The 12,760-nt window shown below is 46.2% G+C and carries 15 protein-coding genes; 2 read left to right on the top strand and 13 right to left on the bottom strand.

Annotation, left to right across the window (positions count from 1 at the left end; all coding sequences use genetic code 11):
* Window positions 1-181 precede the first annotated feature (181 nt).
* Both RJ60_RS07300 and RJ60_RS07295 read left to right on the top strand, forming a co-directional pair.
* Entirely contained in the window at window positions 182-1,141 is a 960-nt protein-coding gene (locus RJ60_RS07300) for a hypothetical protein (protein ID WP_103134371.1), read from the top strand.
* Window positions 1,142-1,200: 59 nt separating this feature from the next.
* Window positions 1,201-1,617: a hypothetical protein gene (locus RJ60_RS07295; protein ID WP_258006217.1), complete on the top strand. Its 417-nt coding sequence runs from the start codon at window positions 1,201-1,203 to the stop codon at window positions 1,615-1,617.
* Window positions 1,618-1,770: 153 nt separating this feature from the next.
* On the opposite strand, the gene RJ60_RS16125 is transcribed toward RJ60_RS07295, so the two are convergent.
* From RJ60_RS16125 to RJ60_RS07235, 13 genes are all read right to left on the bottom strand, one after another.
* Window positions 1,771-2,295 carry a hypothetical protein gene (locus RJ60_RS16125; RefSeq protein WP_258006216.1) on the bottom strand — a complete coding sequence of 175 codons (525 nt, stop codon included), beginning with the start codon at window positions 2,293-2,295 and terminating at the stop codon, window positions 1,771-1,773.
* Window positions 2,296-2,412: 117 nt separating this feature from the next.
* Window positions 2,413-2,709 (bottom strand): hypothetical protein, encoded by a 297-nt coding sequence (locus RJ60_RS16120; RefSeq protein WP_258006215.1) that lies wholly within the window; start codon window positions 2,707-2,709, stop codon window positions 2,413-2,415.
* A gap of 132 nt (window positions 2,710-2,841) precedes the next feature.
* A complete protein-coding gene (zupT, locus tag RJ60_RS07285; protein WP_099828646.1) occupies window positions 2,842-3,636 on the bottom strand; it encodes a zinc transporter ZupT in 795 nt (264 codons plus the stop codon).
* Between the two features lie 127 nt (window positions 3,637-3,763).
* On the bottom strand, window positions 3,764-4,303 hold the full coding sequence (locus RJ60_RS07280; RefSeq protein ID WP_099828645.1) for a 2-oxoacid:acceptor oxidoreductase family protein: 540 nt from the start codon (window positions 4,301-4,303) through the stop codon (window positions 3,764-3,766).
* A complete protein-coding gene (locus tag RJ60_RS07275; RefSeq protein WP_103134369.1) occupies window positions 4,300-5,052 on the bottom strand; it encodes a thiamine pyrophosphate-dependent enzyme in 753 nt (250 codons plus the stop codon). Before RJ60_RS07275 ends, RJ60_RS07280 begins: the two co-directional genes overlap by 4 nt.
* A 9-nt stretch (window positions 5,053-5,061) precedes the next feature.
* The gene (locus RJ60_RS07270; RefSeq protein WP_099828643.1) at window positions 5,062-6,120 is read right to left on the bottom strand and encodes a 3-methyl-2-oxobutanoate dehydrogenase subunit VorB; all 1,059 of its coding nucleotides are present in this window, start codon (window positions 6,118-6,120) and stop codon (window positions 5,062-5,064) included.
* 13 nt (window positions 6,121-6,133) lie between these two features.
* Window positions 6,134-6,358 (bottom strand): ferredoxin family protein, encoded by a 225-nt coding sequence (locus RJ60_RS07265; protein ID WP_103134368.1) that lies wholly within the window; start codon window positions 6,356-6,358, stop codon window positions 6,134-6,136.
* Window positions 6,351-7,025: a cobalamin biosynthesis protein CobQ gene (locus RJ60_RS07260; RefSeq protein WP_103134367.1), complete on the bottom strand. Its 675-nt coding sequence runs from the start codon at window positions 7,023-7,025 to the stop codon at window positions 6,351-6,353. Before RJ60_RS07260 ends, RJ60_RS07265 begins: the two co-directional genes overlap by 8 nt.
* On the bottom strand, window positions 7,022-8,107 hold the full coding sequence (gene buk, locus RJ60_RS07255; RefSeq protein WP_103134366.1) for a butyrate kinase: 1,086 nt from the start codon (window positions 8,105-8,107) through the stop codon (window positions 7,022-7,024). The genes RJ60_RS07260 and buk (RJ60_RS07255) overlap by 4 nt, the downstream gene beginning before the upstream one ends.
* Window positions 8,107-9,006, bottom strand: coding sequence for a bifunctional enoyl-CoA hydratase/phosphate acetyltransferase (locus RJ60_RS07250; protein WP_103134365.1), 900 nt, complete (start codon window positions 9,004-9,006; stop codon window positions 8,107-8,109). The genes buk (RJ60_RS07255) and RJ60_RS07250 overlap by 1 nt, the downstream gene beginning before the upstream one ends.
* Window positions 9,003-10,058 (bottom strand): butyrate kinase, encoded by a 1,056-nt coding sequence (gene buk, locus RJ60_RS07245; protein WP_103134364.1) that lies wholly within the window; start codon window positions 10,056-10,058, stop codon window positions 9,003-9,005. Before buk (RJ60_RS07245) ends, RJ60_RS07250 begins: the two co-directional genes overlap by 4 nt.
* Before the next feature lie 12 nt (window positions 10,059-10,070).
* A complete protein-coding gene (locus RJ60_RS07240; RefSeq protein WP_103134363.1) occupies window positions 10,071-11,300 on the bottom strand; it encodes a PLP-dependent aminotransferase family protein in 1,230 nt (409 codons plus the stop codon).
* 234 nt (window positions 11,301-11,534) lie between these two features.
* Window positions 11,535-12,758 carry an NADP-dependent malic enzyme gene (locus RJ60_RS07235; protein ID WP_103134362.1) on the bottom strand — a complete coding sequence of 408 codons (1,224 nt, stop codon included), beginning with the start codon at window positions 12,756-12,758 and terminating at the stop codon, window positions 11,535-11,537.
* Window positions 12,759-12,760 lie beyond the last annotated feature (2 nt).

Below are 12,760 nucleotides of genomic sequence, written 5' to 3'. Positions count from 1 at the left end.
TCGAGCTTTAAGAGAATCTGAGAGTGCTGTCAAAGAGAGTCCTGTTTAGAAAAGGTGATTCTAGCTCTTATACTATTTGTTGATCCAACCGTAAAACTTTACTCTGCATATCGCCCTCTGTCCGGTGACTATCAAAAAATGGTATCATCCTATTTGAAGGCGTGTTTCGGGAGGGATTCCTATGACTGCGTTACTGATCATTATTGCTGTTTTGTTAGGCTATGTTGCTTATAGGCTTATCCTGAGAGAGGGGGGTATATTCCTTGGACCTTATGAGTTTAAGTTCAGGAAAGACCCTGGTCCCGACGAGTTTCTACAACGTTTGAAAGAGCTTCAGCAGGGGAAACAGGATTTCGAGAGTAGGTTGGTGTTGAGTGCAGCCACCAGTAAGTTTCCTAATAACATAGAGTTTTTCAGGCTTGCAATGGACAAAGTCTTCACAGATCTCAAAGCGGCCCAGACAGAGAAAGAAGTAGAAGAAATATTCACGCGTGGGGAAAGCCTCATAAAGGAATTTGGAGCGGCTTCCGGCACAGACTCCATATCGCTTCTAACTGAGTATTCGAAGCGACTGGTACAGGCACAGGAAGAGTTTTACTCTTTAAGAAAGGAAAGAGATCTTGAGATCGAGAGAAGACAGCGGGAGAGAAATGAAGAGATTTTGAAAGAGCTCGAGAACATTCTGGAAGGTATCAGAGCGTCAAATGATGAGATGGCCATAAGGGATGCTATGAACAATGCCGCAAGACTTGAAACGGGTATGGACCTCTCGCTGGTCGATGAAAGCCAGAATGAAAGATACAGAGATGTGAAAAACGGCTTCTACAAAATGGCTGAAGAAAAGGTTGAGTCTCTGAGAAGTGCAAGGTACTCCAGATACAACAGAAAAGCGATAGAGAGGTTGAAGAAGCTCCTTGATGAGTTCACTGAGAACGAGAAGGAACTTTCCAAAAGCGGAAGTTCACTCCCTGTAACCTTGAAAGAATACATTGGAACACTGAATACCTCTTATTTCGATGGCCCAACTATGCAGTACTTCAATTACGTCTACGGTTATATTTTCTCGTTGATAGATGAAGATCTGAAGTTTGAAGTAACTAGAATCATGGCCGAGACGGAAAAGGATACTCTTGATATATGAGCGGTGAGAAGAGGATTCGGCTCAAGAGTGCTGGAATCCAGCCTCGCTTCGATTTCCAGATGGAAAGGAAGGGTCAGATCTCCGAAAAAGACGATCTTAAAGGCGCGCTCGAGATTTTCGACAGCTCTCTTCCTCTTAAGAGAGCAAACGAATATTCAGTTGAGAGCCTGGTCTCGCTGTCAAGTATAAGAAAGATATATGAAAACCTGGAAAAGAAGCTCGAGATGCAGAAGAGAAGTTTGGAGCCTCACAGTGTAGTTATGAAAGAGGAAGAAGTGACTCTCGTTGAGATAATTCTTAAAGAGACTCCGCTGAAGCAATGGTACACGACCGGAAAGACACTTGGAAGTCTGGCTTCGATTGGCGCAAAAGTCGCTCTTCAACTCCTAAAAAACAAGAAGGACGAAAGGATTTTCAATAGGCTCCGCCTGCTTGAAATAGAGGTGATTCATCGAAAACTGGAAGAGAACACCTAACCTTCATTAACTTCTATAAAGTCTTCAAGAGCTCTACCAATCTTAAGACGTTCAGCCTCCTTGTTGAGAGAGAAATACATCATTTGATTCATCTTCTCCACGCTGACCATCCCTGCTTCACGTAAGATGTCGATGTGCTCTCCAATCTCGAAATTAGAAAGATCTAACGCTCTTGCTCAGCTCATGTCCGGAAGATTGGCCCATCGATAGATGCCTAATTATGGCGAGTTTTTTCTCATGAGCAAGGGCATTAAAAGTATCGGCAGACGTTTCCAGCTGATTCTTGGGAATGGTTATTACCTCTCTGAAGCGGAATCCCACAGTATACATATCTTCCTTTACAAAAGGTATTGCTGCGTTTGAGACCAGGAATTCGGAGAAGTAGCTGGGACAAATCACAGTTCTTTCGAGCACTTCGTAACTCGTGTAGTCGATGTTCTTTATGAGTGTCTTCAGGAACTTAATGCCGGAAGCTTCAATCTCCTTCTTCAAATCAGTTGCTACTTTTGGAAGCATCCTTTCGAGCTTTGGTTCTATCACAGAAAATGCGTTTTCGTAAAACCACTCAAGCAAGTAAATGAAGTCCTCTTTGGCCTTCTCCGGATCAAAAAGCATCTCGAAGAGAACGGCTTTTCTTTCCGGAGAGAATGACATGTCTTTCGAGACAAAGAGAAGCATTTCATTGTCGTTTTCAATTATTCCTTCGAAGGTGTTAATATCTACCGCGCCTTTTCTCGGACCGTAACCGGAATAAATGAAATGAGCAAAACCCTTTCGGGCATTTCTCTTAAGTGTTCAATTAGCTGTCTTGCATTTTTGAGGCAGCTGTGCGTAATATCCGGAAGAAAGCACATTCCATAAAAAAGTCTCCCAATCAAAGAACTCCTCCAGCTTCTCAAGTATGTCCGGAGTGAGAATACTCTTTGTTTCGGAAACCCGGTTTTGAATATCTCTATTTGGTTCACACTTGCCCTTATAGAGTGAAGACTCAAACAACTCATGAAATCTGTCGTTGTTATTCAATCTGAACAAACCATAGAGAAGATCGCAGGCTGTGCTGGAGAAAACTTCCACTTTGTCAATCCAGTTCAAAACATACCACCCCCAAGACTCGCATTAACGCGAATAGTCTATCACTATAAAGCGAAGAACAACATAAATCTCATCGATAAATGGATGTCTCTTTCTGTCCAAGCACTTGCAACACGATTCTATCAGAATGAACTACAGTATGAGCAGACTGACGGCCATGACCGCCATTCCGGCTATTAATCCCGATATGGAGAGATGGTGTTCTCCATACTTCTCTGCCGAAGGAAGGAGTTCATCTAGAGAAATGTAAACCATTATCCCTGCAACTCCGGCAAAGACAATCCCGAACGCAATGTCGGTAAAAAGGATATTTATCAGCGCAAATCCGATCAAAGCGCCAGCCGGTTCTGCCAGACCCGAAAGAAATGAATACATGAAAGCCTTCTTCCTGCTTCCCGTTGCGTGATATATCGGAACAGCCACAGCGATCCCTTCTGGGACATTGTGGATTGCTATCGCAACCGCAATAGGTACCCCAAGCGACGGATCCTTCATGGCAGCAAGGAATGTTGCGAGCCCTTCAGGAAAGTTGTGGACAGCAATGGCGAATGCAGTGAAAAGCCCCATTCTCAAGAGAGTTTTGTTTTTGGCTTGCATTTCATCTACGTCTCTCATTTCGTGAGGATTCTCTGCGGAAGGTACAAGGAAGTCGATCAGGGCAATAATGCCTATACCTCCGAAGAAAGCGATTACATTAATCCAGTCGCTTATGCCACTTCCCACAGACTTCTGGAGAGATTCACCGCTCTTTACAAAGATCTCGACGAAGGATACGTATATCATTATACCGGCGGAGAAGCCAAGCGAAACTGAAAGAAACTTTGTGTTGGTTTTTTTTGCGAAGATCGCAAGAATACTGCCGATCCCGGTGGAAAGCCCCGCAAAAACAGTCAAAAAAAACGCTGGCCAGAAATTGTCAAGTTGCACCGCAATCCTCCATATAGTCCGCTAGAAAGATTATACATTTCTTCATTGGTTTGGCAGTCATTCTGCATAGATTTTTGATTAGCGAAAAGATCTAAAGAAGACGCGCTCTGGGCGCGTCTTTTCAAGATCACTTAACTGACTTCATGCCTTCTTCTATGGCACGGATATTCAAATCTACGAGTGCTGCTTTTCTTCCTGTTAGCTTTTTCTCCAGTGCCTTTCTTACTCCATCGAGAGTGACCGTTCCGGCCCTGCCAAGGTATGCGCCTAGAACTACCATATTTGCAACCTTGAGATTACCGAGCTTCTCAGCGACCGAGTTTGCATCGATCTTGACGACAGAAATATCGTTTCTACTCGTATCTCTATCAACAACAGATGTGTTTATCACCATGAGTCCGCCAGGTTGAATCTCCTTCTCGAACTTCAGAAGAGAAGGGATGTTCATTACTATCAACTCGTTTGGAGTATTCGTAATAGGTGAGCCAATCGGCTCATCGCTAACGACAACCGTGCAGTTCGCAGTCCCGCCTCGCATTTCAGGACCATATGACGGTAGCCAGGTAGTGTGCTTGTTGTCGAACATTCCCGCCGTTGCAAGAATCTGTCCTATCAGCATCACTCCCTGTCCCCCAAATCCCGCAGCAACCAAGAGATGCTCACTCATTTGACATCACCGACCTTGTCGACAAATACCCCGACGGGATACTCTTTCTTCATGTTTTCATTTAGCCAGTTGATTGACTCCACCGGGTTGAGGCCCCAGTTTGTCGGGCAAGTCGAAAGAACCTCGACCAATGAGAAGCCCAGCCCTTTTTGTTGTGCGACAAAGGCCTTCTTTATTGAAGCCTTTGCCTTCCTAACTTCCTGAGGAGAACTCACAGCCACTCTTTCCAGATAGACAATTCCGGCGGTTTCTTTCAGCAATTCTGAAACATGAATCGGAAACCCTTCCGTCTCTGCTTTTCTCCCATACGGAGAAGTAGTGGTTTTCATTCCAAGCAAGGTCGTCGGTGCCATCTGGCCGCCTGTCATACCGTAGATCGCGTTGTTGACGAAGATCGTGGTGATCTTCTCGCCTCTATTTGCGGCATGAATTATCTCGGCGGTTCCTATGGCCGCGAGGTCTCCATCTCCCTGATACGTGAATACGATTCTATCAGGCATCGCTCTCTTCATTCCCGTAGCTACTGCTGGAGCCCTTCCGTGCGGGGCAACGGTACCGTCTACATCAAAGAACTGATAGGCGAAGACTGAGCATCCAACGGGCGCAACCATTAGCGTCTTTCCTTGAATGTCGAGTTCATCAATTACTTCTGCTATGAGTCTATGGATAATGCCGTGGTGACAACCAGGGCAATACGAGAATTCGTTTCTAGCAAGTGACTTTGGTCTCTTGTAAGTAGCCTGTTCCATACAATCACCTCATCCTATAAGTCTGACGAGTTCTCTTAACACTTCGTCGGGTGTTGGAACCATTCCTCCGGTTCTTCCATAGAAATGAACCGGAAGAGTTGCTTCGACTGCAAGGCGGACGTCCTCGACCATCTGCCCCATAGACATTTCCACATCCAGACAGAATTTCTTTCCTCTTGCCGCCTCTTTTAACTCTGCGTATGGAAACGGCCACAACGAGATTGGTCTGAACAATCCAACCTTGATTCCCTGTTTCCTTGCCATTTTCACTACACTGCCTAGAATTCTTCCCATCGTTCCATAGCCGACTAGAACGTAATCTGCATCATCAAGATCATGAGACTCATATCTGACTTCCTTTGCTTTTATCTCATCGTATCCCTTGTGGACAACGATATTCATCTCTTCAAGTCTTACAGGATCGATATCAAAGGAAGTTACCTTATGAGGTTCCCTTCCTTCTGTTCCCCTCAATGCCCAACTGGAATGGTCGTTGATTCCATCAAGTTTGACAAACTCGGGGAATACAACAGGTTCCATCATTTGACCAAGCATTCCATCTGCAAGAATCATTACCGGAACTCTGTAATTGTCAGCTAAATCAAAAGCAGACTCCATAAGATCTACCGCTTCCTGGATGCTGCCGGGCGCTAGAACTATCAAATGATAGTCACCATGCCCCCCGCCCTTCGTTGACTGGAAGTAGTCACTCTGTGCTGGCTGAATATCTCCCAGTCCAGGTCCCCCTCGTACAACGTTCACAAAAACCGTAGGAAGCCTTGCTCCAGCAATATAAGATACCCCCTCTTGCATGAGGCTGTAGCCGGGACTCGAAGTTGAAGTCATAACTCTGTGACCAGTGCTTGCGGCTCCGTAAACCATATTCACCGCCGCTACTTCGCTCTCGGACTGAAGAAATACGCCGCTTACTTCAGGCATTCGCCGAGCCATATACTCTGTAAACTCCGATTGAGGAGTAATCGGATAACCAAAATACAACCTACAGCCGGCCCTAATTGCAGCTTCAGCCATTGCTTCGTTACCTTTAACCATCATTTTTTCGGCCATCTAATCTTCCCCCCTATACTTCTGCTGTCTCTTTGAAGACAGTTATTGCGGTATCGGGACACATCATGTAGCAGAATCCGCAGCCAATGCAATTCTCGAGATCATGCTGCTGTGCCGGATGATAGCCCTTGGAGTTGAACTTCTCAGAGAAGCTCAGCACTTTCTTAGGGCAGAAGTTGATGCATAGACCGCAGCCCTTGCATCGCTCTTCGTCTACTTTCACGAAGTTTTTACTCATTTTCTACCTCCCATGAATTCTTCATATACTTCTCAATCCAAAATCGATCGAACATCCCATTTCCTATTCTCGTTCCGTTCAACAGAACAGTGAAGGCCACAGGTGTTGAGACCCTCTCGGATAATAGCTTAACGAACTTCTCTCCTTCGATAATATTCTCGTCTGTCGTCTCAGATCCAATATTTGAGTTGTTGACCAAATAGTTGATCTTCATTCTAGACTTCTCTTGAAGTCTCAGGAAGTGAGAAGCCGCGTTTTCGACTGTGTCGTTGAACGGCCTGAAGGGATTTATGACATAGTAAGTCTCACAGTCCTCTTTCGGTAGTCTCGTGCTCAGTGAAGAGAGTACTATTGCTCCGTCATCGTTCCCTCCAACGTCAAGGATGACCCTGTAATCCGGATTCTCAACGTGACCGAATACCTCTGCCGGAATTATCGGCAAGTCGGCATGGGCCAGCGTGCCTTTGGGAGCTACGATTTTAACCCCGAACTTAGAAAAGCTCTCTCTCATATCGCGGGATCTATAGTATGGACTTATAGTATCGATGTCGGCGAGGGCCACCCTTTCACCTCTATCGGCAAGCAGTCTAGCGACATTCAAAGATACTTCGGTCTTGCCGCTGCCAAACATACCCATGAAGATAAGCACTTTCTTAGAAAACTTCATTCTGCTCTCCTGTACTCTTTTGCCATTTCATTTCCTTCAAGGACTCTCAAACAGGCAACGGCAAGGGACAGCTCCTCATTTCCTCCCGGAACAACATCTATTGGCGCGAGAAAGGACAGCTTCTCGGTCAGCCATGGGACCATGAACCTTCTGTCATAGGCTATTCCTCCAGTAATTATGATAGAGTCAACATCACCGCTCAAGGCAGCAGCCATTCTTCCGGCCCACTTAACTATCTGATAAGCCATCGCTCTGTATGCAAGTTCTGCCTTCTTGTCACCATCAACAATCGCCTGCTGGATCTTCTGGCAATCGTTAGTTCCGGTGTAGGCAAATAGTCCGCCCTTTCCCTTGATAAGCTTTTTTACTTCTTCCTTTGAGTATCGCCCTGAATAGCATAGCTTTATAAGACCTGTAATCGGAAGCGTTCCGGCTCGCTCAGGACTGAAAGGGCCGTCCCCGTTCAAAGCATTGTTCACATCGACAACTCTTCCTCTCCTGTGAGCCCCAATGGAAATCCCTCCACCCATGTGGATGACAACGAAGTTCATTTCATCGTACTTCTTTCCATATCTCGAAGCCACTTCTCTCGCCACTGCCTTCTGATTAAGAGCATGGAAAATCGACCTTCTCGAATAGTCCGGATGACCTGTGAGTTTGGCGACGGGTTCCATTTCATCAACGACTACCGGATCTGCAATGAATGCCGGGATTTCCCTGCCACTTTCACTAGAGAGTTCATTAGCGATTATGGCTCCTAGATTAGAGGCGTGCTCGCCATACTTGGCAGATCTGAGATCATCTATCATTGCTTCACTAACCGCGTATGTGCCGCCTTCGAGAGGTCGGAGCATACCGCCTCTTCCGATTATTGCGTCTATTTCACTGAGAGGGTGTCCTGCTGACTCCAGAAAGTCGGCTATCAATTTCTTTCGGAACATTCGCTGTTCATATAGTGAAGAAAATCTGCTCAAATCGTCGGACGAGTGTCTTATGGTATGTTCACTTATCATCTCCAGGTTTCTAAAGAGTGCGAGTTTTGTTGAAGTAGATCCTGGGTTTATAACGAGTATGACAGGCATCATATCACTCCTGCAAGAAGAACATTCAAAGCGATGGATTGGAGTTTTGTCCTGGCGGAATCGGCTCTAGAGGTAAGTACTATTGGTGCTTTACCTCCAACTATGGTACTGGCAAGCTGACTGTCGCAGAGGAATGCCATGGTCTTGTAGAATATATTCCCTGCTTCAATGTCAGGCATAACTAGAATATCTGCGTCTCCAGCTACAGAACTTGAAATACCCTTGTGCTCAGCAGCTTCACGAGATACTGCATTATCTAGAGCAAGGGGCCCATCTACCTCAACATGACCAAACTGACCTCTCTTAGCCATCTGTGAAAGTACCGCCGCATCGAGAGTTGCGGACATCTTCTGATTTACGACCTCTATAGCGGCAATAACTGCCACCTTTGGCTTGTCGATCTCCAGAACCTTTGCAACTGAGGCAGAGTTGACTATCAAATCTCCCTTTTGACCCAAATCAGGGGCAATAACCATCCCGGCATCAGTAACGAGAAGAAGTTTATGGTATCTCTTTGTCTCGAATATAGTGACCAAATTCATCGTTCTTCCTGTCTTGAGACCATAATCATCCTTCAAGAATACACTAAGGAGTTCGCCGGTTTTTACGTTTCCTTTCATCAGGATTTCGGCTTCTTTCAACGAAACAGCTCTTACGGCCTTCTCGATCGATTCTATCTTTGAAGAACAGTCAACTACAGAAAGCTTCTCGTGAAAGCCGATCTCCTCACTGATAGCTTCAATCTTGTTCTTGTCGCCGAACAATATGAACGATGCAATGCCCTCGTCTGCGGCCTCTTTCGCTGCTGAAAGTACCACAGGATCTTCAGCAGCAGCAACGGCGATTACTCCAGGATTCACCTTTGCACGGTCGATTAGCTGTGCAAGACTCGTGATCATGTTGCCACCTCCGGATCAAACTCCTTCGCAGTTTCTATTCCTCTAAGAACTCTCTGTGCGCCAAGAGCGAGAGAAAGAAGCTCGTTCTCTCCAGGCTCGATGACGACCAGAGCGAATTTCCCAACGTAACTCTTTATCTTCTGAACGAACTGGGAGTTGTATGCCATACCGCCTGTCAGAACGATTGCGTCTATTGAGCCGCCTGCTAGCGCGACCATGCCGCCAATTTCCTTACCTATTTGATAAGCCATTGCATCAACGACAAGAGCTGCCTCGGGATCACTCTCTGACATCTCCAGGGCCTTTCTAAGGTCGTCTGTACCTAGATATGCCCGCAACCCTCCTGACTTCAGGTATCTATCTAGGAGTTCCTTCTCGGTGTATCTCCCGGCGAAACACATCTCAGCAAGATCGGCGACCGGGAGTTCTCCCGTTCTAGTTGGACTGAAAGGGCCTTCGTCAGTAGCGTTATTGACGTCGACCACTCTGCCCTTTAGCTGTAGCCCGACCGATATGCCCCCTCCCAGGTGAGCGATCACCAGGTTCAGGTTATCGACATCTCTACCCAGATCTGCAGCAACCTGTCTTGCGGCGGCCTTCATGTTCAGCGCGTGAAGTCTTGAGATTCTCGGCAGTTGAGGAAGACCTGATAATCGTGCCTCTTCACAGAATTCGTCTACAGAGATCGGGTCCGTTACAAAGACTGGGATTCTTCCTTCTGAGAGGCGAAAACCTATGGGAGCAGCGAGATTAGAGGGATGTTCTACTTCAGCATGGTGCAGAAGAAAGTCAACCATTCTCTCGTTCACTCTGTATGTTCCGCTTTCAAGTGGGGGCAAGATTCCTCCCCTACAGGCTATTGAATCAAAATCAAGCTCGATCCCTTCGTTTCGCAAGAAGGACTTGATCTCTTCTACCCTATCCCGAATATCATCATCAACTTCCTTCATCATAGGGACATGCTGAATAGATCCCCTGGCGATCTCGGTATCGTCATTGTAGACAGCGATCTTAGTTGAAGTGGAGCCTGGATTTATGGCCAAGATCTTCATTTTATCACTCCCTCAGAGTAGCTTTTTCTCTTTGCCATACTCCACAATTACCTTCTTGAGTCTCTTGACTCCTTCGATGATATCCTCTTTAGGAGGCAGACAGAATGAAAGCCTCATTGAGTTCCGACAGGTGTTGTCGAGTGAAAAGGCCTGACCTGGAACGAAAAGTATGTTCTCGGCCTTGCCTAGCTCTAGCATTTCTCCTGTATCGAAACCTTCAGGAAGAGTGAACCATATAAAGAGGCCGCCTTCGGGTTTTGTCCAGTAAAAGCCGTTCATGTCACCAAAGTTTCTGTCGAGTTCAGTTAGCATCAGATCCTTCTTTTCTCGGTAAAGCGCAATCGTTGGTTTTATCTGGGCAAGGAGGTTATGCCTCTGAAGATATCTTGCGGCGAGACGCTGTGTGAGGCTTGGCGTACAGAGGTCTGAAGCCTGCTTTGCCATTACCATCTTTCTTATTATGTTCTTATTGCCGATCACTATACCGAGCCTAAGCCCAGGCGACAGGATTTTGCTGAATGTTCTCAACAACAGGACTCTTTCTTGCCCACCAATCTTGAAGATCGGATCGATCGCTTCTCCTTCGTATCTTAGGTCACCGTAAGGATCGTCTTCAACTATGAGAACATCGTACTTTTCTGCAATCTCAACGAGTCTCTTTCTCTTTTCGTAACTCATTGTTACGCCGCCTGGATTGTGGAAATTCGAGATTGTGTAGATGAACTTCACTTTGTCGAGTTCTCCGCGAGTCTCGATTTCTTTGAGCTTGTCTTCAACTATATCAAGATCCACACCGTCTTCTTGAAGGGTCATGTATACGTACCCGTTCGACCTTAGAGAAAAGGCACTCGCAGCTCCCAAATATACCGGCTTCGACACGAAGTAAATGCTGTCGTCATCCAGAAAGATCTTACCGACAAGATCTAGCGCACTTTGGGATCCTACCGTGACCAAAAGATTATCGATGGTAAGGCCCTCAATGCCGTACTCCCTATTAAGAAGGGAGATGTACTCTTCCCTAAGTATAGGATCACCTTCAGTCTGACCGTACTGAAGTGTGAACTTGTACTCCTTTTCCAGTATTTCCTTTGATATTTCAGCCATCTCTGAACGTGGAAAAGTGTCCGGGTCGGGAACGCCTCCGCCAAAAGAAATCATACCCGGGTTCGAGGTCACCTTAAGCAGTTCCCTGATGACGTTCGATTTCATTCTGAGTGCGATCTTTGAAAACTTTTCTGTCACGATTTACACCCCCTGGTAGTTATCGTAGTAATCATCACAATAATTCGATTAGCAATAGCATGCCAAGAGATAACAATTGTATAAATCGCTTATAGAAGGCTAAATACAGAAGCTTCCGTGTTTTTGGCTTCCGTTCGGTGCACACTTTTGCATGCAACATATTGCATACGTGCAGTCGTGTGCATGACGATGGAGGTATTTCAACCTGAAAGAAATGTATACGAGAATAGACTTTCAGATTCTTTTGAATCCTATTTCAATCAGTTCCTCAAGGTTTATTTCACCGGAGAGCCTCGAACATCTCGAGTCAACAGAAGCTCTTGCAACGGCAAGTGCAACCTTTCTTGCGACTCCCGGTTCAAACGGCCTTGGCAAAATGTAGTCCCTGGAAAGCTTTTCTTCAGGCACGGCCGACGCAAGGGCGTCGGTTGCTGCCAACTTCATAGCTTCGTTTATCTCTCTTGATCGTGTGTCAAGAGCGCCTCTAAAGATGCCCGGGAAAGCCAGAACATTGTTTATCTGGTTTGGGAAGTCTGATCTGCCGGTGGCGACAATCGATGCACCTGCGCTGCGGGCAAGATCCGGCATAATCTCCGGTACGGGATTGGCCAGAGCGAAGATGATCGGTTCGGGAGCCATTTTGCGCACCATTTCAGGTAAAAGAAGCCCGGCAACAGAAGTGCCAATGAAGAGATCGGCTCCCTTCACAGCGTCCTCCAGATTTCCGCTGAGGTTATCGGGGTTAATCTCCTTTACGATCTCTGAATGAAATTCGTTTAGGAGAGTAGCTGGCTGATTTTTGTTTAGTATTCCATTTCTATCGACTGCAACAATATTTCTTGCACCTGCCGCCAGCAGCATTTTGATTGTTGCGCCTCCGGCCGCACCAACGCCAACCGTTACAATCTTTAGATTCTCAATCTTCTTTCCAACGATCTTCAGCGCATTTCTCAGCGCAGCAACGGCGACAATCGCTGCACCGTGTTGATCGTCATGAAAGACTGGAATATCAAGCATCTTCTGAAGTTCGCTTTCAATGAAGAAGCATTTTGGTGAGGAGATGTCTTCAAGATTTATGCCTCCAAAGGTTGGGGCAATTGACTTCACGAACGAGATAATCTCCTCTGAACTATGGACATTTATACAGAGGGGAAAGGCATCCACATTTGCGAATTCCTTGAACAGGACGGCTTTCCCCTCCATAACGGGAAGTCCAGCTTCGGGGCCTATATCCCCTAGTCCAAGTACTGCCGTTCCGTCTGAGACTACTGCAACGTAATTCCATTTGTTTGTGTAGTCGTAGGCAAGTTCCTTATCGCTCTCAATCACTCTGCATACATCGGCTACCCCTGGAGTGTAAGCAAGCGAAAGAGCCTCCATGCTATCCACTCTCACTTTGCTTCTTACTTCCAGCTTTCCCCGTAGATCCTTGTGAAGTTTCAATGCCTTTTCATTCACAC

The organism is Mesotoga sp. B105.6.4 (assembly GCF_002896535.1).
In the GTDB taxonomy this organism is placed as follows: Bacteria; Thermotogota; Thermotogae; order Petrotogales; family Kosmotogaceae; genus Mesotoga.
This window is presented reverse-complemented; position numbering and strand designations above follow the sequence as displayed.

Excerpts from the sequence above, each read along its gene's own strand:
- RJ60_RS07300 (WP_103134371.1), top strand. The coding sequence starts at position 182 with ATGACTGCGTTACTGATCATTATTGCTGTTTTGTTAGGCTATGTTGCT.
- RJ60_RS07295 (WP_258006217.1), top strand. The coding sequence starts at position 1,201 with ATGGAAAGGAAGGGTCAGATCTCCGAAAAAGACGATCTTAAAGGCGCG.
- RJ60_RS16125 (WP_258006216.1), bottom strand. The coding sequence starts at position 2,295 with ATGCTTCTCTTTGTCTCGAAAGACATGTCATTCTCTCCGGAAAGAAAA.
- RJ60_RS07280 (WP_099828645.1), bottom strand. The coding sequence starts at position 4,303 with ATGAGTGAGCATCTCTTGGTTGCTGCGGGATTTGGGGGACAGGGAGTG.
- RJ60_RS07275 (WP_103134369.1), bottom strand. The coding sequence starts at position 5,052 with ATGGAACAGGCTACTTACAAGAGACCAAAGTCACTTGCTAGAAACGAA.
- RJ60_RS07270 (WP_099828643.1), bottom strand. The coding sequence starts at position 6,120 with ATGGCCGAAAAAATGATGGTTAAAGGTAACGAAGCAATGGCTGAAGCT.
- RJ60_RS07265 (WP_103134368.1), bottom strand. The coding sequence starts at position 6,358 with ATGAGTAAAAACTTCGTGAAAGTAGACGAAGAGCGATGCAAGGGCTGC.
- RJ60_RS07260 (WP_103134367.1), bottom strand. The coding sequence starts at position 7,025 with ATGAAGTTTTCTAAGAAAGTGCTTATCTTCATGGGTATGTTTGGCAGC.
- buk (WP_103134366.1), bottom strand. The coding sequence starts at position 8,107 with ATGCCTGTCATACTCGTTATAAACCCAGGATCTACTTCAACAAAACTC.
- RJ60_RS07250 (WP_103134365.1), bottom strand. The coding sequence starts at position 9,006 with ATGATCACGAGTCTTGCACAGCTAATCGACCGTGCAAAGGTGAATCCT.
- buk (WP_103134364.1), bottom strand. The coding sequence starts at position 10,058 with ATGAAGATCTTGGCCATAAATCCAGGCTCCACTTCAACTAAGATCGCT.